Consider the following 22,659-nt stretch of genomic DNA (forward strand, 5'->3'; position numbering starts at 1 on the left):
GGTTGCCGCGATCATCCTTGATGTCGTAGAGCCTACGGTCGGCGGTTAAAATTGGTGGAGAAGAATATATGCCAGAGCACCTGAAACTCGTCTCGACTGCCAAGTCGCATGGCGGCGCCCAGCATGTTTACTCTCATCTTTCGACGAGCTGCTCGTGCGAAATGAGGTTTGCCATTTTCGTGCCTCCGCAGGCACGGGAAAGCCGTTGCCCCGTGGTCTGGTACCTCTCCGGACTCACCTGCACCCATGCGAATGTAATGGAAAAAGGTGAATACAGACGTATTGCCGCCGAACTTGGCCTGATCGTCGTCTGCCCCGACACCAGCCCGCGTGGTGTCGACATTCCGGATGAAAAGGACAATTGGCAGTTCGGCAGCGGCGCCGGTTTCTACCTCGACGCGACGCAAGAGCCGTATGCCAAGAACTATCGCATGTATTCCTATATCGTCGAGGAGCTGCCAGCCGTGATCGGGCGCGAATTTCCCGCCGATATGGCGCGCCAGTCGATCTTCGGCCATTCGATGGGCGGGCATGGCGCGCTGACGATCGCACTGAACAATCCCGGGCGTTTCAGAAGTTGCTCGGCCTTTGCGCCGATCGTGCAGCCAAGCACAGCCGGCTGGTCGAAGCCGGCTTTCGAAAAATATCTCGGCCTGGAAGAGGCCTCGTGGCGGCGCTACGATGCAACTTCGCTCATCGAGGATGGGCACCGTTTCCCGGAATTCCTGGTCGATCAGGGAACGTCAGACGGTTTCCTCCAGGAGGGCCTCAGGCCTTGGCTGCTCGAAGACGCCTGCTCCAAGGCAGGCATTCCGTTGAAATTGCGGATGCAGGACGAATACGATCACTCCTATTTTTTCATTTCGACATTCATGCATGACCATATGACGTGGCATGCCGAACGGCTTTCACGAGGGTAGGCCGTAGGAATAGGTCGGCAGTCAGGCGGGCTCGGTGACGACGCCGATGCGCCGGTAGACGAATGGTTCGTCCTTCGAAGGAACCGTCGCAGCGCGCTGGGCCTCGTCGATCAGCATTGCCATGCGCGCATGGATCGGCGATTTCGCGCAAGCCGGGTCCGTCGCGGCGGCATCGCCGGCGATTGCCATCGCCTGGCAGCGGCAGCCGCCCCAGTCGATCTCGCGCCGCTCACAGTTGCGGCAGGGCTCCTGCATCCAGTCTGTGCCTCGAAAGGCATTAAATGCAGGGGAATCGGTCCAGATCGCGGCCAGGCTGCGTGTTCCAAAACGCTCGAAACTGAGCGACGGGATGGTCTGGGCGGCATGGCATGGCAGTACGGTGCCGTCCGGTGTCACCATGAAGGCGTCGCGCGCCCAGCCGCCCATGCACGGCTTGGGATAGATGGCGAAATAATCCGGCGTGACGAAATCTATGTTCATGGTGCCGGTGAGCCGTTCGCGCGCCGCCGCGACGATCTCCGCCTGGCGGTCGACGGCCGCACGCTCGGGCATGAGTTGATCGCGATTGGTCAGCGCCCAGCCGGCGTACTGCACGTTGGCGATCTCGAGACGCTCCGCACCCAGCGAAAGGGCCAGATCGATGAATTCCGGTACCTCCTCGATATTGTGGCGATGGATCGGCGCGTTGATGGTAAGCGGCAAGCCGGCCGCGCGAGCGCGGCGTGCCGTTTCCAGCTTCTTTTCGTGGCTGCCCCTGTGATTGCCGATGCGCTCGGTGGTCGCCGGCCGTGCGCCTTGAAAGCTCAGTTGCAGATGGTCGAGCCCGGCTTCGGCAAATGCCTCGATGCGGCCATCCGCAATGCCGACGCCGGCGGTGATCAGGTTGGTGTAGACGCCCCGCGCCGAAAGCCCGGCGATCAATTGCTCGAGATCGCGACGCAGCGTCGGTTCACCGCCGGACAGATGCACCTGGAGAACGCCAAGGTCGGCCGCCTGCGAGAACAAGTCGAGCCAGCTCTGCGTGTCGAGTTCGCGATTGGCCTTCAGCAACTCGAGCGGATTGGAGCAATAGGGGCATTGCAGCGGGCAGCGATGCGTCAGTTCCGCCAGCATGCCGATCGGGGGGAGAGGGGGCTCGCTCATAGCTTCACCAGCAGCTTGTCCGACCATTCCTGCAGGAAGGCGACGACATCGGCCGCCACACCCTCCTGTTCGGCATCATAATCTGCGGCAAGGCCGGCAATGATGTCGCCGACCGTGGACCGCCCATCGCAGCGGCGCAATATGTCGAGGCTGATCTCGTTTGGCCAGAACACCTTTTCGGGCGACAGCACGGCGAACGCCTGGCGCACGGGGTCATGCTGTATGCGCACGTGCTTCGGCAGCGATGGAACCGACTGCAGCGACACTATGGCTCTTTCGCGCAGTGCCATCATTGGGCTGGTTCCGGACGGAAGGCGCCGGGCGGGATATTGCCGGGCTCGCCATAGGCGTGTTGAAGCGCGTCGAGCATGGCCCAGAGTATATCGCATTTGAACACCAGTGCATCGATCGCCTGCTGCTGGCGCTCCGCCGTGTCGGCATGTTCGAGCACATAGGCGAGGGCGAAGTCGGCGTCGCGCGAGGCCTGTTCGGGCCGCCGGGTGAAATAGGCCAGCGTGTCCTCGGTGATATAGTCGTATCTGGCCAGCATCGCGGGTACCCGCTCGCCGATGATGAGCGGCGAGAACATCTCGGTCAGCGACGACGCGACCGCCTCCAGCAGGGTCCGGTTCGTGCAAAAGGAGAGGTAAGCGCCAACCGCAAAACGCGTCGCCGGCAGGGCCAGCCTCTCGCTCTTCACCGCGTCGGCATCGAGACCGAGCGAGGTCGCCAGGTGCAGCCAGCGCGCAATACCGCCGCTCCAGCCGTCCTCGCCGTCATGATCCTCGATGCGTTTGCGCCAGGCGGCGCGAAACGCCGGATCCTCGGCATGCGCGAGGATCATGGCGTCCTTGCGCGGAATGACCGCCTGATAGCAATAGCGGTTCAGCGCCCAGGCCTGCATCTCGGTCCTCGACAGCGCACCGCTGGTCATCCTGTGATGGAAAGGATGGCGGTTGTGATAGCGCTCGGCACCGACCTGCCGCAGCACTGCTTCGAGCTCGCTTGAGGACAGGCCGTTGCTGGCCGCGTCGTGGAAATCACTCAAAGTTCTATCTCCATCCCGTCGCAGGCCACTTCCCAGCCAGCCGCTTCGACGGCTGCATGCTCGGCAGAATTCTCGTCCAGAACAGGATTGGTGTTGTTGATGTGGACGAAGACACGGCGGCCGATCCTCACATCGGCCAAGCCGGCGATCGACCCCGCGTCTCCCGACATTGCCAGATGCCCCATGCGTGCACCGGTCTTTTGGCCGACGCCGGCAGCAAACATCTCGTCGTCGGTGAAGACCGTGCCGTCGAACAGAAGGCATGCGGCATCGGCTAACCGCGTGCGCAGGGTCGCATCGATGCGGGCGCAGCCGGGGATGTAGAAGACGGAGCCGCGACTGCCGGCACCGGCGATACGGACGCCGATCGTGTCGCCGGCATCGGAGCTGAAATTGGCATCCGGCTGGCCTCTTTCTTCGAGATAGAGGGCTATCTTCCCGGGCACGGGAAAGCTCTCGACAGCCACCCCGGTGTCGTGGCCGTCTGCGTCGCAGATCGACAGCTCTTGCGCCGGCGGCAAGATGCGTCGCGGCACGAGCGCCGGATCGAGGACATTGAAAATCGAATTCGCCTTCAGCGTCGCCAGAACCTGTGTCGTTGCATAGATAGCGAAAGGCTGCCGCTCACGCAGGCTGAGCAGGCCGGCGACATGATCGACATCGGCATTGGTCAGCACCACCGCGCGAATAGGCGTCGAGCGCAGCGGCGCATCGTGCGCGGGCTGCAATTCAGGCGTTGCCGCGATCTGCTGGCGAATGTCGGGCGAGGCGTTGAACAGAACCCACCCGAGGCCATCCGCCGACGCGGCGACACTCGATTGGGTTCGTGAATGCACACCAGCCACCCCGGTGCGAGCCGCACGGCTCAGACGATAATTGCAGTTCCATTGCGGAAAGCCGCCGCCGGCCGCCGATCCGATGATTCTCAAGCGCATGAAAACGCCCGCCCCGCGGCTTCTCTGACCAGCAGCCAATTTGCAGCCGCAAAAAACGGCCCGCCCGCTTTGCGCGCCTCAAACTCTTTCACGAAAATCCCATACGGCAAGGGGATGCGTGCCCCTGTTGCCAGGGACACGCACCTCTGCGGCCTACTTCTTGGGAGTAATTTCAGCAGGCAGATAGCGCGAAATTTCAAAGCCCGCAGCAACCTGACACATGGTCGGTTTTGTCCAGCTCTTCTTCATAACATTTCTCCTCTTCTACCAGCCCGAAGGGGCCGATCCGGTGGTTAGCCAACCATTGCAGGGCACCGAAGCAATGGCTCGTCCATCACGTTCTCAAAATGGACAAATGAACGCAAGGTTTTGAAAGGTCGAAAACAAAACTATCGAAAGTAGCTGTAGTCTTCTCTTCAATTGTTCATCGCGTAGGTTTTTCCTCCTCCTGACCCATCCCAACTATTGCGTAATCGGATTGTCGTGCTCGTCGATCAGCGGCACATTGTAACCCAGCAGGAGCTTGGTGATCTCCGCCTGGTTTTCCCTGATCACCCGGTTGAGCGTCCGTTTCCATTCCTGGTCGGACGGGCGTACGCCCATGGTGATGCGATAAGACATGCGCGAGCCGGTTTTTTCCTTCAACAGCGGAACAATGGTGACATCGGCTCCGAGTTCCTTGGCATAGTAGCCCGCCATCGGCCCCCACAGGACCGCCGCGTCGATCTTGCCGGCGAGCATGTCCTTGATCATGACCTCCCCCATGGAAGGCGTGACGCGCGTATCCACCGCCAGCGGGTAGATCTTGGCGGTCCGCAGAAGCTTGTTGGCGGCCATGTTGGCGGTTGGCGGCGTGCTTTCGACGACGCCGATTCTCTTGCCGGAAAGTTTCGGGTCTTCGATCGTCTCGATGCCTTCCATGCCGTTGCCTTTGGGGTATACGAGCACATAGGCGGAGCGGTAGTAGGCGTTGGTGTTCTGCACCAGTTCATCGCCTTGGGCGTAGCCCATGATGATGTCGCATCGATTGGCCCCCAGCGTATTGCGCACAAAGCCGGTGACAGTGGGAAACCACGTGTAAGCGACTGATTTCCGCCCCGTCTTCCTGGCAACCAGTTCAGCCAGCTTGTTTTCGAAGCCTTGGCCGTTCTTGTCGGTAAAGGGCATGTTCGAGGGATCTGCGCAGACGCGCAGAATGTCGGGATCGACCAGTTCGCCCGCAGCGCCAAGCCCGGCATTTTGCGCCAGAACATTCGACGGCAGCAAGGCGAGCGCGCCGAGGATCGGCAGAACGACACGCAGCTTCGATGCAGTGCAGCCGGTCATATCATCCACCCATGCAGGATGCTTCGGCATCCTTGGCTGCCTGAGCCTTGTTTTCGTGCTTCGGCGGCCTGCCGCGGGGTGCCGCGCCATCGGCGCGCGCGCGCAGATAGACGTAGAGATCGTCCAGGTAACAATAGACGTTCTTGTTGTCGCCAAAGGCGGGCATGACGTTTTCCTTGCCGCCGCCGACATTCTTGCGGCCCTCGGCGACGATCGACAGGAACGTGGCGTAATCCATGGTCTTCAGGCTATTAGCCAGGGCAGGCGCATAGCTCGAACCTGTGGCGTCCTGTCCGTGACAGACATGGCAATCTGAGTGATACCGGCGGTACCCGCTGAAGGTGTACCAATCGACGGTTCCGTTTTCGATCTTGTAGGTCGGATTTCCGTCCGCATCTAAATATTTGCCTCCTTCTTGCTTCACCGCCTTGGCTTTCTCCATGCTGTCTTCGGCCCGTACCAGACTTGAGCTGGCCAGAGGCAGCAGGACCAGGGCGAGAGCGGAAACTGCAATGCGAACGATCATTCAGGCTCTTCCTTCGTTTGCCAGAAATCCTGGCTGCCGTCGTGCAGCGGCATTGATCGGAGTTGGGTGCGCGGCGCAATCGAGAGCCCGGTTCCCGGCTTCGGGGTGACCCGGGCTCTCGTTTTCGAACCTAGCCGTGAGGCTCTTCCCGGTTATCAGTCCGGGAGGCCGAAGACGGTGAGCTGGCCGCCCAGCGTCGTATAGTCGGCAAGTGCCGCATAACCGCCGACGGCACCCAGACCGGCGGTTCCAACGACCGCGGCCTGATCGCCCTGCGCACGGCCCTGATCAACGGCGCCATGCCAGGCGGCGGCGTTATCGGGCGAAAGCAGCCCACCTGCCAGACCGATACCGGCCCATCCACCGACGCCGGACAGAACGGCGACGTACTGCTTGCCGTCATGCTCGTAGGTCGTGATGTTGCCGATGATGCCGGACGGGGTCTTGAACTTGTAGAGTTCCTTGCCGTCCTTATCGACCGCCTTGATGTAGCCTTCGAGGGTACCGTAGAAGACGACGTCGCCATCCGTCGCCAATGCGCCCGACCACACCGAGAACTGCTCGGGCTTCGACCAGACGATCTCACCCTTGGCTGCATCCCAGGCAATGAAGTTGCCCATGTTACCGTCACCGCCGGGCGCCGCATACATCGACACGGTGGCGCCCACATAGGGCTGACCGGCGGTGTAGCTCACTTTGTAAGGCTCATAGTCCATGCAGACATGGTTGGTCGGCACGTAGAACAACCCGGTCTTCGGCGAGTAGGCGGCCGGCTGCTGGTCCTTGGTTCCAAGCGCGGCCGGGCAGATACCGGTCGAGTTGTTGTCTTCGCCGTTCTGCTGGGTCGAATACTTGGCCACGACCTGCGGGCGGCCATACTGGTCGCTCTTGGGATCCATGTTGACTTCCGTCGCCCAGTTCACTGCCGGATCGTATTTCTTGGCGACGAGAAGTTCGCCGGTGGCGCGATCCATTGTGTAGGCAAAGCCGTTGCGGTCGAAATGCACCAGCACGTCGTGCTTGGCGCCGTTGACCTCCATGCCATCGACGAGAATCATCTCGTTGATGCCGTCATAGTCCCACTCATCATGCGGGGTCATTTGGTAGAGCCATTTGGCAACACCGGTATCCGCATCGCGAGCCATGATTGTCATGGACCAGCGATTGTCACCGGGGCGCTGGACCGGGTTCCAGGTCGAGGGATTGCCGGTGCCGTAATAGACCAGGTTCAGCTTGGGATCATAGGAATACCATCCCCATGTCGTGCCGCCGCCCGTCTTCCACTGTTCGCCTTCCCAGGTGTTCGTGCCGGAATCCTTTCCGACAGGCTTGCCGAGATGGGTCGTCTTCTCGGGATCGAGAAGGGTGTCTGCGTCAGGACCTTCCGAATAGGCTTTCCAGGCGAGCTTGCCGTCTTTCAGATTGTAGGCGGCCAGCCAGCCGCGAACACCGAATTCAGCACCGGAGACGCCCACGAGCACCTTGTCCTTGATGACTACGGGTGCCGACGTGCCGGATTCGCCCTTTCCGCCGTCGGTCTGGTCTCCGTTCTTGACAGACCAGACGACCTTGCCGGTCTTGGCATCGAGCGCGACGACGGTGGTGTCGGCCTGGTTGAGAATGATCTTGCCGTCGCCATAGGCAACACCGCGATTGACCGTGTCGCAGCACATGATCGGAATGACGTTCGTGTCCTGCTTGGGCTCGTATTTCCACAGGATCTTGCCGTCATTCTTGAGGTCCAGAGCATAGACGTTGTTTGGGAAAGGCGTGTGGACATACATCACGTCGCCGATGACCAGCGGCCCGCCTTCGTGACCGCGCAGCACGCCGGTGGAAAAGCTCCATTTGACCTGCAGGTTCTTCACATTGTCGGCAGTAATCTGGTTGAGTTTGGAATAGCGGGTGTTGGCGTAGTCACCCGTCTGCATCGCCCAGTTCTTCGCATCCGATGCGAGCTTTGCAAGGTCTTCATTGGCCGAAGCCGTATAGGCAGCGCCGAGCGATAAAAACGCCGCGGTCGTCAGAATGTAAGTAGTTTTCGCAAGTACACGCATCCAAAATCCTCCCGGGTTCGCAGTGAAGAATCGACCGTCAAGCCCCACAAGGGCTTGCCCAAGCAATTCATGTTGGGAAGTTATTTTCCGGCAGCTGTCACGACCTACCCCGAAGCAGAGGGCACCGTTACCGCCCGCCCCCCTTGGTCTTCGAAAGACTGCCGCCGCTCCCTGATGACGGTGGCGCTCTTGAAGCCGGAAACAGGAAAAAGCTATGTCATCGTAAAAGGCCAGGCAAGCAAAAACCTACAATGGGTCGCTGCGCTGCAATATCGATATGGTGCAATGCAATATTTAGAAACAATTGAAATAAGAACCGTATGAACAACTAATAAGAGGATGACCGCCAGCCGCGATATATATAGCAAACATATTGTTCCCGTATTCTCCAGGTGATACACATTTGACTTTATTTCGGTATATTCTGCGGTGCACCTCCGAGTAAGTATGCGTCCTTATCGCTCGCTGCCGATAGTGAGCGAAGCATGAAATGAACGCATGAAGGAGGGTGCGCAGCGGGTCATGAAGCGGGCTCTTGTCGGTCGATAGGGCATTCCTCCTTTGGTCCTATACGCAGGCCATGGGAGCTTGACTGGCTTTGCGGCACGTCGCCAATTGGAGCTATGATCCCGTCTGGATGCATGGTGTCCAGGCCAACTGGAGGTTCCTCATGATAAGGTCTGTTGGATCTCTCACCTTGCCGGTGGCCTTTGCGGCGACGCTGGCCTTTGCCAACTTGGCCAACGCCGCGGGAGACTACCCGACGGCAACGATTGCCGACTACGTGCTCGGCTGCATGCAAACAAATGGCCAGACACGTCAGGCGCTTGAAAGCTGTTCCTGCTCGATCGATGTTATCGCCTCGATCCTTCCTTACGATCACTATGAGAGGGCGGAGACCTTCAAAAGCATGTCGCTGACGACAGGGGAGGCGGCAGGGTTGTTTCGCGAAAGCGCGCCAGCGAAGGCGGCGCGCACGGAACTGAAACGCGCGCAGGCTGAAGCCGACGTACGTTGCTTTTAGTCAGGCGGAACAGGTACGCGTGGCCGTGCGCCTCACAGTCCCGCCGTTTGTATTGGCCATTGGCTGCGAAATACCCTGCAATCCGCATTCGAGCCGTAAGGCAATCAGGCCACACCCGGAAATTTTTGCTGGAACGACCGCAAAAGGTCGCTCATCACCTGTGGATTGCGATGCTGCCGCGGCACTCTTACGTCGAACATGCCGAGCACGTAGGCTGGGCGCTGCGCAAGCACGATGATGCGGTCCGACAGCATCAGTGCCTCGCGCAGATTGTGCGTGACCATCAAGGCGGTCGTAGGCCGCGCTGACCAGACGGTCAAAAGCAATTGCCGAAGCCGCTCGGCGGTCTGTTCGTCGAGGGAGGCAAAGGGTTCGTCCAGGAAAAGCACCGCCGGTTCGGTGGCGAAAGCCCTGGCAAGCGCTGCCCTGCGCGCAAGGCCGAGCGAAAGCTCCGCCGGATAGAGCGAGCGCATGCCGGCGAGGCCGAGAGTGTCAAACAGCGCGTCGAGACTCTTCGCTCTCAGGCTTTTCGGCAGCGCCAGCCTGACATTCTGCTCCACCGTCCGCCACGGCAGCAAAGTCGGCTCCTGGAACACGGCGGCGATGCGGTTCGAGCCGCCTTGCGGCAGTTGGAAAGAGCCGGAAAAGTCTTTGTCCAGTCCAAGCAGGATGCGCAACGTCGTGGTCTTGCCGCAGCCCGACGGCCCAAGCAGGCAAGCGAATTCGCCCTGCCGGACCTCGAAGGACAGACCCTGAAGCGCCGTGATCGAGACGCCTTGCGCGGACCTGAAGGTCTTTTCGGCGATATCGACCCTAAGCGGGACGACGGCGCCAACGGGTTGCATGTCGTTCAATGGGCTGCACCAGGAGAAGTTCGATGACAAGCATCACCGCCACGAAAGCCAGCGTGTAGGCAAGGATGGCGGCGACGTCGAAGAGCTGGAAATAGAGATAGATCTGGAAGCCGACGCCATTGGAGCGGCCGAGCAGTTCGACCACCAGGACGATCTTCCAGATGAGGGCGATGCCGGACCGCGAGGCCGCGGCAAAATAGGGCTGCAGTTGCGGCAGCAGGACATGGCGGATGCGCTCGAGTGGGCCGAAGCGGTAGACGGCAGCCATTTCGGCATAACGCGGATCAAACGCCCTGGCGCCTTCGCGCATCGTCACCACGACATTCGGGATCTTGTTCACGGCAACTGCGCCAATCGCCGCCGCCTCGTTGAGGCCGAACCAGATATAGGCGAGCACGATGACCACCAGCGCGGGAATGTTGAGAAACAGGACCACCCATGGACTGAAGAACCGGTCCGCACCGCGGTGGCTGCCGAGGACGACGCCAATGACCGAGCCGATAATCATTGCGACGACGTACGCCGCAGCAACCCGTCCGAGCGTCGCGCCAAGGTGATAAAAAAGGTCGCCGCTCGCCGCTTCCCTGAGCAGCACCTGCCAGACCTGCCCTGGTGAGGGCAAAGCGCGGCTTTGCCACAGATTGGCCGCGAGGCTCCACAGCAGGCAAAGTCCCAGCAGGGAAACCGTTACCGTCAGCGCTGGCGTCAGCGCCGTCGCAAAGCCGGATCGACGCGACTTGTCTTCCGTTGCGGTCATTTCGCGAGTTCCGCCCAGAACGTGCCGGGCGCCATCTCGGGCGCCCTGCCAACCAGCTTCTCGCCGCCTATCGCGGCCAGCACGCGATAGAGTTTGCCCGCATCGGCCGCTTCTTCGGCGACCGGCCGTCTTGGGATGCCCTGGCGATAGCGGTCGCGCAGTTTTTCCAGCTCCTTGCCTTCTGCGCGAATGAGCGGCGCCAGGCGCAGCCATTCATCATCGGATTTGGCCAGCAAGTCCTTGGCCTGCTTGGATGCCTTCACGAAGCCCCGGGCGGCGTCCAGATTGTCGCTCGCCCAGTGGTTGTGGAAGACGTAGCCGAGTGCCGACACGGGGCCCGAGGCACCAAGCGCTTTCGTCGCGTCATCCGCACCGATCAACCGACGAAAGCCATTGGCCTCGAGCCGGGCGCAGAAATGCCAGAAATTGAGCACGGCATCGAGTTCGCCTTGCATCGCCTTTTCAGAAATCAGCGGCGGCGCGCCAAAGACGACGTCACAGGCTGTCGGCAGGTCGAGGCCGTGGTCGCGTCTGGCCAGCGCCTGGACCAGTAGCCAGCTCTTGTCGAGCGGGCCGCCGGCGACACCGATTTTCTTTCCCTTGAGGTCGGCGAGCGTCCGGATCGGCGATTCCTGGTTCACCATGATTGCCCCCACGGCGGTCGAATAAGGGGCCAATGTAAGGTCGCCGCCCTCGGAGCGCTGGCGCGAGACCCACAGCCAGTCGGTCACGATCATGTCGATCGCGCCGGCCAGCAGCGCGACGTTGGTCGCATCCTCCCCGGCGAAGTAGACAATCTCCAGATCGATCCTGTTGGCCTCGTCGAGCTTGTGGCGTTTCAGCGTATCGAGTTCCCAGCTCACGGTGCCGAACTTCAGGACACCAATTCGGACCTTGGCGGCCGCAAAGACGGCAGCCGGCTTTGAGGCGAGGATGGCCCCCAGAGCCGCCAAGCGCAGCGTCGTGCGCCGCGAAATCATCATGGCGTCTCCTCTTTCAGGGTCGTCGACGAACCAGGAATGTCGATCAAATCGCTCGTTCCTTGCTCGGAACGGCACATTTCCAGCGCACGACCTTGAGACTCGGATGTTCCTGAGACCATTTTGCGATCTCGGCGGGCGCCAGGAACATGCATTGGAACAGAGAGCCGCGGCTCTCGAAATAGAGATGTTCATCTCGGCAATTGCCCGGATTGGCGCTAAGGCACACCGTTAATACGAGATCGACCATGTCCATTTGGCACTTATCGTCGCCTGCGCGGCGAACTCTCCAGAGTTCGTGCTTTGGAGTTGCGCGGATTCCTGAAGGTGCCCAAACAGCAAACCGGTTGGAGTGAGGCTACGCGTTCGGCCAACAGGCGTCAATGATGTGGACCGCGTGTCGCTACACACTTCCCGTCGCGCAGTCGGGAAACGAAACAGGACCTTTGTACGATTGACTTCCTTCATCGGCAGTCTAGCTTTTCGAGGCGTGCAGGTCCTGCCAGTCCGGGGAGGAAGGACGAATGGTTCGCTCTCCCGCTTTAAAACGAATGCCGGCGATCAAGGCATCGACACGCGTAAAGTGTCCCGGGCACTCACACGATCAATGAGGAAATGCCATGCGCGCAGTCGCATTTTTCGCCGCCGTGTCCGTCGCCACCTTTGTCACTACCCAGTCTCAGGCACAGGATGCCGCGGCGGGTGAGAAGGTGTTTGCCAAATGCAAGGTCTGCCACGTCGCAGACAAGGACCAGAACAAGGTCGGTCCGTCCTTGAACGGCGTTATCGGCCGAACGGCCGGGACGCATCCGGGGTTCAGCTATTCCAAGGCCATGACCGAGGCCGGCAAGTCCGGCGTCAAATGGGATGAGGCCACGCTGACGACCTATCTTCGCGATCCCAGGGCGATGGTCAAAGGAACCAAGATGGCGTTTGTCGGCCTCAAGAAGGACGAGGACATCGCCAACGTCATTGCTTATCTGAAACAATTCTCAAAATAACGCGGTACTGCCGGCCGTTGGACTGCGCTCGGCGTTGGCTCGGCTTTGCGCATGGGGTCACGCAGCGTCTTGCAGCCTCTGCATCGCGGACGGCAGATCGAACAGGCTGTCGCAAACGAGGTCGGCGCCAAGCTCTTCAACGGGAATTTGGCTGTATCCGCCACGCAGCAGAATGACTGCCATGCCGGCGGCGCGGGCGGCGGCCACGTCGGCGCTGCTGTCTCCGACCATCAGCGTGTCACGAGGTTCGACCTGAAGCAGGTCGAGCGCCAGCAACAGCGCGTCTGGCGCCGGTTTCAATGATGTCACCGCGTCTCCGCCGACGATCGCGCCGAGATATTCCGTCAGCCGAAAATGCAGCAGGATTTCGCGCGCCGCCAGCTGCGGCTTGTTGGTCACCACGGCCATGGCTATTCCGCTCAAATGCAAGTGCGTGAGAACCTCCCTGACGCCAGGCATCAGCCTCGTGCGGCCGGTCAGATGCCTGCGATAGATCGGCGCCATGACGCGGTTGGCCTCATCGAGCGCGCTGCCGAGGAGCGGCGTGCCGGAAGCCGCGAAGGCTCGTTCGACCAGTTTCCTGATGCCGCCGCCGATCATGGCCTTGACCTGATCCAGCCGCAGCGGCGGCAGATCGTGGCCGGCCAGCAATTCGTTGACGGCGGCCGTTATATCAGGCGCCGAATCGACCAGTGTGCCGTCGAGATCGAACAGGATCACCTTGGGCGAGCGAAACGGCCTGCCTGCGCCGACGTTCATGCAGCATCCTTCCACTTGATCGAACAGCCGATCGAAGCGATCTGGTCAAGCGGCCCGTCGCCGGTTCGGGCAACCTGCTTCATCGCCTCGAACAGGTCGCGCCTCAGCCTGGGCGATACGGCGTCGCGTCGCGACGCGTCCAGCCGGCCGCGGTATTGCAGCGTCAACTCGCTGTTGAGCCCGAAGAAATCCGGGGTGCAAACGGCTCCGTAGGCACGCGCCACCGTCTGGTGCTCGTCGTGGAGATAGGGGAAAGTGAGGCCGTTCGTCCTGGCGAAGAGCTTCATGTTGTCGAAGGAATCATCTGGATAGGCGTCGCTATCGTTGGAGTTGATCGCGACAAAGCCGATGCCTTCGGCCTTGAGGTCATTGGCGTCGCGCACCATGCGTGAAATCACCGCCTTCACATAGGGACAGTGGTTGCAGATGAAGGCCACCACCAGCCCGTTCGGGCCGGCGTGGCTTAAGATCGAATGCGATGTGCCGTCGACGCCTGGCAAAACGGCGTCGATGGCTCGCCAGCCGAAATCGCAGACAGGTGGGATTGCCGCCAAGTTTTCCTCGATGAATGTTTGCCCTCCGAAGAAACGGTTTACGCCGCTTTCCGGATCGCCCCGTCGGCCGCCTGCCTGATGGCGCCGATATTGGCGCGATAAGCCGCCTCGGTGCCGCCCTTAAAGATGGCCGAGCCGGCGACCAGCACATTGGCGCCGGCCGCGGTGACCAGCGGAGCGGTTTCGGGCGTGACGCCGCCGTCGATCTCTATGTCGATCGGACGATGGCCGACCAGCGCCTTGACCCGCCTGACCTTGTCGACGACCGCCGCGATGAAGGCCTGGCCGCCGAAGCCCGGATTGACCGTCATCAGAAGCACCAGATCGAGCCGGTCAAGTACATATTCGATGACGCTTTCCGGCGTTGACGGGTTCAGCGACACGCCGGCCTTCTTGCCGAGATTCCTGATTGCCTGCAGCGAACGGTCGAGATGCGGTCCGGCCTCGGCATGCACCGTGATGATGTCGCAGCCGGCATCGGCGAAGGCGCCGAGATAGGCGTCGGCCGGCGCGATCATCAGGTGGCAGTCGAAGACCTTGTCCGTTCGATTGCGGATCGCCTTGACCACCGGCGGACCGAAGGTGATGTTGGGCACGAAATGGCCATCCATCACGTCGAGATGGATCCAGTCGGCACCCGCCCGGACGACCGCTTCGACCTCGTCGCCGAGCCGCGAGAAGTCCGCGGAAAGCACCGAGGGCGCGATGATTGTCTTGCTATCCATGGTCGTCGGCTCCCATTCTGTCGTCCGTTTCCGGTCGCTGCACACCAACCGCCGTCATCTTGTCAGCGCGCCTTCGTCTCCGGTTCGCCTTCGAGCTTACCTTCCGCGAACACGCGGCTGCCGCGAATATCGGATTCCTCGATGGTGATAAGATCGATTTTCGTCAACGCCCGGTCGCGCGATGCGAAAAGCCGGCCGGCCTGGCGAAGCCGCGCCCGGTCGAGGCTATTGCGAACGGAGCGGGCGTTGGAGAAATGCGGCAGCCGCATGCGGATCGGGAGATACTCTTCGAGCGCCTTGGCCGCCGCTTCGCTGAGGCGGTAATTCTGTTCCGCCAGCATGATCTCGGCGATTGATTTGAGTTCGCTGACGCCGTAGTCCGGAAAATCGAGGTGATGGGCGATGCGCGAGCGCATGCCGGGATTGCTGTCGAAGAAGCGGTCCATCTTGTCCTTGTAGCCGGCAAGAATCACAACCAGATCGTCACGGTTGTTTTCCATGCATTGCAGCAGGATTTCGATCGATTCCTGGCCGTAGTCGCGTTCGTTCTCGGGCTTGTAGAGATAGTAGGCCTCGTCGATGAAAAGCACCCCGCCCATGGCGCGCTTGATCACTTCGCGGGTTTTGGGCGCGGTGTGGCCCACATACTGGCCGACGAGATCGTCGCGCGTCACCGCGACCATGTGGCCTTCGCGGACATAGCCGAGACGATGCAGGATTTCGGCCATTCTGAGCGCCACGGTGGTCTTTCCGGTACCGGGATTCCCCGTAAAGTTCATGTGCAGCGTCGGCGCGCCCGAGGTCAGCCCGAACTTGCGGCGAAGCCGGTCGACCAGAAGCAGCGCCGCGATCTCGCGGATGCGGGTCTTGACGGGCTTCAGGCCGACGAGTTCGCGGTCGAGCCTGTCCATCACCTCGTCGATGTTGGACGCCTCGAACTCGGCCTGTAGATCAACCGATTCGCCCTGCGCGGCAGCGCTCTTAGCTATCGCGTCCAGCATGGTTCGCCTAGCTCCGTTCGCCTTCGGGCCTGTCGGTCGCATAAGGCACGATCGAATAGCCCTGACTGCGGCCGTCACGCTCTTGGCGCAGCAGCCGGAACCCGGGTTCATTGGGTGGCCGGTTGACGATGAATGACATGCGCGGTGCTTCCCAGCCCTTGGTCGAATCGAAGGCGGTGACGCGGACATACATGTTGGGCATAGCTTTCCGGCAATTGTCGACTTCAAGCAGGATGCCCGCCGGGTCCCTCAGGTCGAACATCGGGTTGCCGTACATTTCCCAATAGGTGTTTCGCGGATGTGGATCGTCCGTGTACTCGACGCTGACCGCCCAGTGGTTTTTCAGTGCGTATTTGATCTGCGCCGAAATCTGCTCATCGGTTAGCTCGGGCAGGAACGAAAACTGTCCCTGCGTGACCTTGTTTCCGGGATTGGTCATCATGGCGACGGTTCCTTTCGTCTAGAAGCTCGGCGTTGCGGTTGGCACAAAGTCGGCCGTGTCGGTCGATTCGTAGTTGAAGGTGACGTCCTTCCACGTCTCCAGGGCCGCCTTGAGCGGCGTGCACCATCTGGCCGCCTGTTCGAGGATTTTGGTCCCTTCGCGCAGATAGTCGCGGCCCTCGTTGCGGGCGAGGATCATCGCCTCCAACGCGACGCGATTGGCCGTCGCGCCGGCCTGGATGCCGTCCGGATGGCCGATCGTGCCGCCGCCGAACTGCAGGATGACGTCCTCGCCGAGATAATGGATCAACTGGTGCATCTGGCCGGCATGGATGCCGCCGGAGGCGACGGGCATCACCTTGTTGAGCGAGGCCCAGTCCTGATCGAAGAACAGCCCGGTTTCGAGGTTCTGCGGCGTGCGCTCCTCGCGCAGCGTGTCATAAAACCCCTTGATCATAAGCGGGTCGCCTTCCAGCTTGCCGACCACCGTGCCGGCATGGATGTGATCGACGCCGGCCATCCGCATCCATTTGCAGATGACGCGAAAATTCATGCCGTGGTTCTTCTGGCGCGAATAGGTCGAGTTGCCGGCCCGGTGGAGGTGCAGGATCATGTCGTTGCGGCGTGCCCACTTGGCCATCGACTGGATCGCCGTGTAGCCAATGACGAGGTCGATCATGACGATGCAGGAGCCAAGCTGTTTTGCAAATTCGGCGCGCTCGTACATGTCCTCCATCGTGCCGGCGGTGACGTTGAGATAATGGCCCTTGACTTCGCCGGTGGCGGCCGACGCCTTGTTCACAGCCTCCATGCAGTAGAGGAAGCGGTCGCGCCAATGCATGAAGGGCTGTGAGTTGATGTTCTCGTCGTCCTTGACGAAGTCGAGGCCACCCTTCAGCGCCTCGTAGACGACGCGGCCGTAGTTGCGGCCGGACAGGCCAAGCTTCGGCTTCGTCGTCGCGCCGAGCAGCGGCCGGCCGAACTTGTCGAGCCGCTCGCGTTCCACCACGATGCCGGTCGCCGGGCCCTGGAAGGTCTTGAGGTAAGCCACCGGGATGCGCATGTCCTCGAGCCGCAGGGCCTTGACGGCCTTGAAGCCGAACACGTTGCCGATGATCGATGCAGTCAGGTTGGCGATGGAGCCGGGCTCGAACAGGTCGAGGTCGTAGGCGATATAGGCGAAGTACTGTTGCTCGATCCTGGTGCCTGGACCTGTGTTCGGCACCGGCTCGGATTTGAATGCCTTGGCGCGGTAGAGCTCGCAGGCGGTCAGCCTGTCGGTCCACACCACGGTCCATGTCGCGGTAGAGGATTCACCGGCGATGGCGGCGGCCGCCTCCTCGTGGTCGACGCCGGGCTGCGGCGTGATCCGAAACATGGCGATCAGGTCGGTCTCCTTGGGCCGGTAGTCCGGCTCCCAGTAGCCCATCTTCTTGTAGGGGATGACGCCCGACCTGTAGCGTTCCTTGCCTTCCTTGAGCGTGCCTGCTGAGGGCATGTCGATCTTGTTCATGGCAGGTCTCCTGTTTGCCGCTCAGGCGGCTTTCGCGGTTGCGATTTGGGGGTCGAGCTTTCCTGCGGCGTAACGTTTCGCCATCTCATCCATGGCGATCACCCTGATCTTCGACGCGTGGCCTGCGGTGCCGAAGCGTTCGAAGCGATCGCGGCAAAGGTCGCGCAGCGCGTCCATGGCGGGTTTCAGGAATTTACGCGGATCGAATTCGCGCGGGTCCTCCGTCGCAACGCGGCGGAACTGCCCGGCCATGGCCATTCGGCAATCGGTGTCGATGTTGACCTTGCGCACGCCGTAGCGGATGCCGCGCTCGATTTCCTCGACCGGGACGCCAAAGGTCTGCGGCATCTCGCCGCCATAGTTGTTGATGATGTCCTGCAGTTCCTGCGGCACGGAGGAAGACCCGTGCATGACCAGATGCGTGTTGGGCAGCTTTTCGTGAATCGCCTCGATCACCTGCATGGCCAGGATGCCGCCGTCAGGCTTGCGGCTGAATTTATAGGCGCCGTGCGAGGTACCGCAGGCGATCGCCAGCGCGTCGACCCGGGTGGCGGTGACGAAGTCGACCGCCTGATCGGGATCGGTCAAAAGCTGGTCATGGGAAAGCGCACCTTCGGCGCCGTGCCCGTCCTCGGCCTCGCCCTGGCCGGTCTCCAGCGAGCCGAGCACGCCGAGCTCGCCTTCGACCGAAGCGCCGACCCAATGCGCCATGCGTGCGACACGTTCGGTGATGGCGACGTTGTAATCGTAGCTCGCCGGTGTCTTGGCATCCGCCATCAGCGATCCGTCCATCATCACCGAGGTGAAGCCGTGGCGGATCGCCGACAGGCAGGTGGCTTCGTTGTTGCCGTGATCCTGATGGATGCAGAGCGGAATGGCCGGATGGATTTCGGTCAACGCCTCCATCATTTTGGCCAGCATGATGTCATTGGCATAGGAACGGGCGCCGCGTGAGGCCTGGATGATAACCGGCGCATCGCAGGCCCTGGCGGCCTCCATGATAGCGAGGCCCTGTTCCATGTTGTTGATGTTGAATGCCGGCACCCCGTAGCCGTGCTCGGCGGCATGGTCGAGAAGCTGGCGAAGGGTGATGCGGGCCATTGTCGGTTTCTCCTAGATGATGAGCTTCAGCGCCGCTGCCGCGACGGCTTCGGGCGTGATGTCGAAATGCCGGTAGAGATCCGGGGCAGGGGCGCTGGCGCCGAAACCGGCCATGCCGACGAAAGTGCCGGTGTCGCCGATCCAGCGGTCCCAGCCGAGCCGTGCTGCGGCTTCGATGGCAATGCGGGGCGCCGAGCCGAGGACGGCCTTGCGGGTGCCGGCGTCCTGCTGCTCGAAAAGCTCCCAGCACGGCATCGAGACAACCGCGGCGGCGACGCCGTGCCCGGTCTCCAGCCGTTCGGCGGCGGCAACCGCGATCTCGACCTCCGAGCCGGTGGCGATCAGCGTCACCGCGCGTTGCCCGACTGGCTCGCGCAGGATGTAGGCGCCCCGGCTCGACCGGTTCTCGTCGCTGTGTGGCTCGTCGCTAGGTGCTTGGCGCAGCATCGGCAGGTTCTGGCGCGAGAGCACCAGAACGGTCGGCCGCTTCTCGCTTCTCAGCGCCAGTTCCCAGCACTCCGCCGTTTCGATGATGTCGGCCGGGCGGAAGACGTTGAGGTTTGGCGTCGCCCGCAGCATCGCCAGGTGCTCGACCGGCTGGTGGGTCGGGCCGTCCTCGCCGAGACCGATGGAATCATGCGTCATCACATAGATGACACGCTGGCCCATGAGCGCCGAGAGCCGCATCGCGCCACGCGCATAGTCGGCGAAGCACAGGAACGTGCCGCCATAAGGCACGAAGCCGCCATGCAGTGCGATGCCGTTCATGGCTGCGGCCATGCCGTGCTCGCGGATTCCATAGTGGATGTAGCGGCCTGCGTAGTCGCCCGGCGCGATGCGGCTCATACCCTTGGTGATCGTCAGGTTCGAATGCGTCAGATCGGCGGAGCCGCCGACGGTCAGTTCGGTTGCGCCATTGATCGCAGCGAGTGCCATTTCCGAGGCTTTTCGCGTTGCAACCTTGGTCGCCTTCCCGACATGCTCCTTGCGGAAAGCGTCGAGTGCTTCGAAGACCGCGTCGGGCAGGACGCCGGCGACCGCGCTCTCGAAGGCCTGCCGCCGTGGTGAGGCGGCAAGCCGCTGCTCCCAGGCGCGGCGTGCCGCTTGACCGCGGGCGGCAACCTCGCGCCAGGCGAAAAGGATATCGTCCGGCACCTCGAACGGCGCGAAGGCCCAGCCGATGTTTTCGCGCGTCGCGGCGATCTCCGCATCGCCCAGCGGCGCGCCATGCGTCTTTTCCGAACCACCCAAATTTGGGGCGCCCTTGCCGATCACCGTGCGGCAGGCGATCAGAGACGGCTGGTCCGATTGCTGCGCCGCTTCGATTGCCGCCGCAACGGCTTCCGTGTCGTGGCCGTTCACCGACTGGACATGCCATCCAGCGGCTTTGAACCGCGCCGGCTGGTCCATCGATGTCGACAGGGAAGTGGGCCCGTCGATCGAGATCGCATTGTCGTCCCAAAAGACGATCAGCCGGGAGAGCTTCAGGTGACCGGCAAGATCGATCGCCTCGTGGCTGATGCCTTCCTGCAGGCAGCCGTCGCCGGCGATTGCGTAGGTGAAATGGTCGACGAGATCGGCGCCGTGGCGGGCCGCCAGCATGCGCTCCGCCAGCGCCATGCCGACAGCGGTCGAAATGCCTTGTCCAAGCGGGCCGGTCGTCGTCTCGATGCCAAGCGCATGGCCATATTCCGGATGTCCGGCGGTGCGGCTGCCCAGCTGGCGAAACCGCTGCAATTCTTCGATAGGCATGTCTTCAAAGCCTAGCAGGTAATGCAGCGCATACTGCAGCATGGAGCCGTGCCCGGCTGAGAGCACGAAGCGGTCACGATCGGGCCAGTTGGGCGCCGACGGATCGATGTTGATGAAGCGGCTGAACAGCACCGTCGCGACATCGGCCATGCCCATCGGCATGCCCGGATGACCGGAATTGGCCTTTTGGACGCTGTCCATCGCCAGTGCGCGAATGGCGTTGGCCATGTCGCGCTCCGAGACGGCGGCGACGGGCTTCAGTGCTGCTGCCTGGCTGTTCATGGCGTCCTCCTCACGACACACGGTTCTTGCGTTCGATCAATTGCAGGATGAGCGGCGTCAGGATCAGCTGCATGGCAAGGTCGAGCTTGTTGCCGGGCACCACTATGGAATTCGGCCGCGACATGAACGAGTCGTGGATCATCGAAAGCAGGTAGGGGAAATCGATGCCGCGGGGATTGGCGAAGCGGATAACCAGCATCGATTCGTCAGGCGTCGGAATCCAGCGCGCGATGAATGGATTGGACGTGTCGACGATCGGCACGCGCTGGAAGTTGATGGCGGTCTGCGAAAACTGCGGGACGATGTAGCGGACATAGTCAGGCATACGGCGCAGGATGACGTCCATCACCGCCTCGGTGGAATAGCCGCGCGTTGCGCGGTCGCGATGGATCTTCTGGATCCATTCGAGATTTATGACCGGCACCACGCCGATCTTGAGATCCGCGTGCCTGGCCAGGTTGATCTTGTCGGTGACGACGCAGCCATGCAGGCCCTCATAGAAGAGCAGGTCGCTCGGCGGAAATTCGCGCCATTCGGTGAAATGTCCCGGCGGCGTGCCGTACTGCTTCTCCTCATCCTCATCATGGATGTAGGTGCGGGTCTTTCCGGTTCCCCGGCGGCCATATTGCTCGAATACCTCTTCGAGGATTGCCAGTTCATTGGCCTCGGCATGGAAGTGGGTGAAGTTCGGATTGCCCGCCTTTTCCTCCTCGGCCACCTTCGCCTTCATCGTGGCGCGGTCGTAGCGATGGAAAGCATCGCCTTCGATGAAGGCGGCCCCGATGTTCTCGCGCCGGAAGATCAGTTCGAAGATGCGCTTGACAGAGGTGGTGCCTGCGCCCGACGACCCGGTGATGGTAATGATGGGGTGCTTTGCCGACATGGTCTTCAGGCCCTGAAAAGGCCGCGGCGGCTGAACAGCGGCGCGCGCTCGCCGATGGCACTCGGCTCGGTGTGGTAGCGGGTGATGCGCGCGACTTCCCGCGCCGATCCGAAAACCATGGGCACGCGCTGGTGCAGGCTCTCGGGTTCGATTTCGAGGATGCGGGTCATCGTGTCGGTGGCCGCACCGCCCGCCTGTTCGACGAGATAGGCGATCGGGTTTGCCTCATAGACGAGGCGAAGTCGCCCCTGCCTGTAGCCCTTGCGCTTGTCGCCTGGATACAGGAATACGCCGCCGCGCATCAATATGCGGTAGCAGTCCGCAACCAGGGAGGCGATCCAGCGCATGTTGAAGTCCTTCTCACGTGGGCCTTCGGTGCCTTCAAGGCAGTCATCGATGTAGAGCCGCACCGCCTCGTCCCAATGCCGGTAGTTGGCGGCGTTGATGGCGAACTCCTGGGTTCGCTGCGGGATGATCCGGCTCTCGTAGGCCTGGACGAAGGTGCCGAGCCTGGTCGAGTGAACGAAGACATGGGTGCCGCTGCCGAGCGACAGAACCAGCGCCAGCTGCGGGCCGTAGATGAAGAAACCGGCGCCCAGCTGGTTCACCCCTGCCTGCAAAAACGAGGCGGCCGGATTCCCATCCGGCGCGCCAGTTGCAGGGAGAAGCGAGAAGACCGTTCCGATCGACACGTTGGTGTCGATGTTGGAAGAACCATCGAGCGGGTCGATGGCGATGGCAAGAGGCGCTTGCCTGTCGAGCAGCACCGGCTGCTCCAGTTCCTCGGAAGCGTAGAGCGCGACCGGAGCGTGGCGCATGGCGTCGAGGAAGATATCATCGGCGAAGACATCGAGATCCTTCTGGATGTCGCCGTCAGCATTGGCGCTGCGGGTTCCCGCAAAGGCCGTGCCGAGCACCCCTTGATTGATGGTGTTGCGGATTGTGGTGGCCGCCTGCGTCAGCTGACGGATGGTCGCTACGACGGCGGAGCGCAGTTCGTCCGGCTCGCCAAGATAGGAGTTCAGAAAAGCGTCGAGCGTTGCCGCTGGCATCGTAACCTCCCGATCCAGCCGCCTC

26 protein-coding genes are annotated in these 22,659 nt (G+C 61.8%); 4 read left to right on the top strand and 22 right to left on the bottom strand.

The window, feature by feature from the left end; translation table 11 throughout:
• Positions 1–68: 68 nt before the first annotated feature.
• Positions 69–920, top strand: a complete 852-nt coding sequence (fghA, locus tag NKI39_RS11885) for an S-formylglutathione hydrolase (RefSeq protein ID WP_352831925.1) — start codon at positions 69–71, stop codon at positions 918–920.
• Between the two features lie 21 nt (positions 921–941).
• Here fghA and pqqE read toward each other — a convergent pair whose 3' ends face one another.
• From pqqE to NKI39_RS11925, 8 genes are all read right to left on the bottom strand, one after another.
• Positions 942–2,063 carry a pyrroloquinoline quinone biosynthesis protein PqqE gene (gene pqqE / locus NKI39_RS11890; protein ID WP_352831927.1) on the bottom strand — a complete coding sequence of 374 codons (1,122 nt, stop codon included), beginning with the start codon at positions 2,061–2,063 and terminating at the stop codon, positions 942–944.
• Positions 2,060–2,356 (bottom strand): pyrroloquinoline quinone biosynthesis peptide chaperone PqqD, encoded by a 297-nt coding sequence (gene pqqD, locus NKI39_RS11895; protein ID WP_352831929.1) that lies wholly within the window; start codon positions 2,354–2,356, stop codon positions 2,060–2,062. Before pqqD ends, pqqE begins: the two co-directional genes overlap by 4 nt.
• Positions 2,353–3,111: a pyrroloquinoline-quinone synthase PqqC gene (pqqC, locus tag NKI39_RS11900; protein ID WP_352831931.1), complete on the bottom strand. Its 759-nt coding sequence runs from the start codon at positions 3,109–3,111 to the stop codon at positions 2,353–2,355. The genes pqqD and pqqC overlap by 4 nt, the downstream gene beginning before the upstream one ends.
• A complete protein-coding gene (gene pqqB, locus NKI39_RS11905) occupies positions 3,108–4,046 on the bottom strand; it encodes a pyrroloquinoline quinone biosynthesis protein PqqB (protein ID WP_352831933.1) in 939 nt (312 codons plus the stop codon). The genes pqqC and pqqB overlap by 4 nt, the downstream gene beginning before the upstream one ends.
• Before the next feature lie 153 nt (positions 4,047–4,199).
• Positions 4,200–4,295 carry a pyrroloquinoline quinone precursor peptide PqqA gene (locus tag NKI39_RS11910; protein WP_101918690.1) on the bottom strand — a complete coding sequence of 32 codons (96 nt, stop codon included), beginning with the start codon at positions 4,293–4,295 and terminating at the stop codon, positions 4,200–4,202.
• Positions 4,296–4,508: 213 nt separating this feature from the next.
• Complete coding sequence (locus NKI39_RS11915) at positions 4,509–5,372, bottom strand: substrate-binding domain-containing protein (RefSeq protein ID WP_352831935.1); 864 nt, start codon at positions 5,370–5,372, stop codon at positions 4,509–4,511.
• Between the two features lies 1 nt (position 5,373).
• The gene (locus NKI39_RS11920; RefSeq protein ID WP_352474919.1) at positions 5,374–5,898 is read right to left on the bottom strand and encodes a c-type cytochrome, methanol metabolism-related; all 525 of its coding nucleotides are present in this window, start codon (positions 5,896–5,898) and stop codon (positions 5,374–5,376) included.
• A gap of 155 nt (positions 5,899–6,053) precedes the next feature.
• On the bottom strand, positions 6,054–7,829 hold the full coding sequence (locus tag NKI39_RS11925) for a methanol/ethanol family PQQ-dependent dehydrogenase (protein ID WP_502895714.1): 1,776 nt from the start codon (positions 7,827–7,829) through the stop codon (positions 6,054–6,056).
• Between the two features lie 195 nt (positions 7,830–8,024).
• Between NKI39_RS11925 and NKI39_RS11930 the strand changes: the two genes are divergently transcribed.
• Together NKI39_RS11930 and NKI39_RS11935 are read left to right on the top strand one after the other, a co-directional pair.
• Positions 8,025–8,279 (top strand): hypothetical protein, encoded by a 255-nt coding sequence (locus NKI39_RS11930; protein ID WP_352503277.1) that lies wholly within the window; start codon positions 8,025–8,027, stop codon positions 8,277–8,279.
• 346 nt (positions 8,280–8,625) lie between these two features.
• Positions 8,626–8,979, top strand: a complete 354-nt coding sequence (locus NKI39_RS11935; protein WP_023678826.1) for a hypothetical protein — start codon at positions 8,626–8,628, stop codon at positions 8,977–8,979.
• A 104-nt stretch (positions 8,980–9,083) separates the two neighbouring features.
• On the opposite strand, the gene NKI39_RS11940 is transcribed toward NKI39_RS11935, so the two are convergent.
• The 4 genes from NKI39_RS11940 to NKI39_RS11955 are packed head-to-tail and all read right to left on the bottom strand — an operon-like array spanning position 9,084 to position 11,826.
• Positions 9,084–9,824, bottom strand: a complete 741-nt coding sequence (locus NKI39_RS11940) for an ABC transporter ATP-binding protein (RefSeq protein ID WP_352831994.1) — start codon at positions 9,822–9,824, stop codon at positions 9,084–9,086.
• Entirely contained in the window at positions 9,793–10,590 is a 798-nt protein-coding gene (locus NKI39_RS11945; protein WP_352831937.1) for an ABC transporter permease, read from the bottom strand. Before NKI39_RS11945 ends, NKI39_RS11940 begins: the two co-directional genes overlap by 32 nt.
• Complete coding sequence (locus NKI39_RS11950) at positions 10,587–11,573, bottom strand: ABC transporter substrate-binding protein (protein WP_352831939.1); 987 nt, start codon at positions 11,571–11,573, stop codon at positions 10,587–10,589. The genes NKI39_RS11945 and NKI39_RS11950 overlap by 4 nt, the downstream gene beginning before the upstream one ends.
• Positions 11,574–11,616: 43 nt before the next feature.
• Positions 11,617–11,826: a hypothetical protein gene (locus tag NKI39_RS11955; RefSeq protein ID WP_352474627.1), complete on the bottom strand. Its 210-nt coding sequence runs from the start codon at positions 11,824–11,826 to the stop codon at positions 11,617–11,619.
• Between the two features lie 364 nt (positions 11,827–12,190).
• On the opposite strand from NKI39_RS11955, the gene NKI39_RS11960 reads away from it, so the two are divergent.
• The gene (locus NKI39_RS11960) at positions 12,191–12,571 is read left to right on the top strand and encodes a c-type cytochrome (protein WP_352503280.1); all 381 of its coding nucleotides are present in this window, start codon (positions 12,191–12,193) and stop codon (positions 12,569–12,571) included.
• A 57-nt stretch (positions 12,572–12,628) separates the two neighbouring features.
• On the opposite strand, the gene gph is transcribed toward NKI39_RS11960, so the two are convergent.
• The 10 genes from gph to NKI39_RS12010 all read right to left on the bottom strand — a co-directional run bounded on the left by gph (position 12,629) and on the right by NKI39_RS12010 (position 22,634).
• Positions 12,629–13,330, bottom strand: coding sequence for a phosphoglycolate phosphatase (gph, locus tag NKI39_RS11965; protein ID WP_352831941.1), 702 nt, complete (start codon positions 13,328–13,330; stop codon positions 12,629–12,631).
• The gene (locus NKI39_RS11970; RefSeq protein WP_352831943.1) at positions 13,327–13,884 is read right to left on the bottom strand and encodes a thioredoxin family protein; all 558 of its coding nucleotides are present in this window, start codon (positions 13,882–13,884) and stop codon (positions 13,327–13,329) included. Before NKI39_RS11970 ends, gph begins: the two co-directional genes overlap by 4 nt.
• A 38-nt stretch (positions 13,885–13,922) precedes the next feature.
• A complete protein-coding gene (gene rpe, locus NKI39_RS11975) occupies positions 13,923–14,609 on the bottom strand; it encodes a ribulose-phosphate 3-epimerase (protein WP_352541879.1) in 687 nt (228 codons plus the stop codon).
• 62 nt (positions 14,610–14,671) lie between these two features.
• Entirely contained in the window at positions 14,672–15,610 is a 939-nt protein-coding gene (gene cbbX, locus NKI39_RS11980) for a CbbX protein (RefSeq protein WP_352503284.1), read from the bottom strand.
• 7 nt (positions 15,611–15,617) lie between these two features.
• Positions 15,618–16,052: a ribulose bisphosphate carboxylase small subunit gene (locus NKI39_RS11985; RefSeq protein WP_352474618.1), complete on the bottom strand. Its 435-nt coding sequence runs from the start codon at positions 16,050–16,052 to the stop codon at positions 15,618–15,620.
• Between the two features lie 18 nt (positions 16,053–16,070).
• Positions 16,071–17,564: a ribulose-bisphosphate carboxylase large subunit gene (locus NKI39_RS11990; protein ID WP_084641467.1), complete on the bottom strand. Its 1,494-nt coding sequence runs from the start codon at positions 17,562–17,564 to the stop codon at positions 16,071–16,073.
• 21 nt (positions 17,565–17,585) lie between these two features.
• Positions 17,586–18,665 carry a class II fructose-bisphosphate aldolase gene (gene fba / locus NKI39_RS11995; RefSeq protein ID WP_023678837.1) on the bottom strand — a complete coding sequence of 360 codons (1,080 nt, stop codon included), beginning with the start codon at positions 18,663–18,665 and terminating at the stop codon, positions 17,586–17,588.
• A gap of 12 nt (positions 18,666–18,677) precedes the next feature.
• Complete coding sequence (gene tkt / locus NKI39_RS12000; RefSeq protein ID WP_352831946.1) at positions 18,678–20,699, bottom strand: transketolase; 2,022 nt, start codon at positions 20,697–20,699, stop codon at positions 18,678–18,680.
• 10 nt (positions 20,700–20,709) lie between these two features.
• Entirely contained in the window at positions 20,710–21,582 is an 873-nt protein-coding gene (locus NKI39_RS12005) for a phosphoribulokinase (RefSeq protein WP_352831948.1), read from the bottom strand.
• Between the two features lie 5 nt (positions 21,583–21,587).
• Complete coding sequence (locus NKI39_RS12010) at positions 21,588–22,634, bottom strand: class 1 fructose-bisphosphatase (protein ID WP_352831950.1); 1,047 nt, start codon at positions 22,632–22,634, stop codon at positions 21,588–21,590.
• Positions 22,635–22,659: the final 25 nt, after the last annotated feature.

The organism is Mesorhizobium sp. M0664 (assembly GCF_040320565.1).
Taxonomy (GTDB): domain Bacteria; phylum Pseudomonadota; class Alphaproteobacteria; order Rhizobiales; family Rhizobiaceae; genus Mesorhizobium.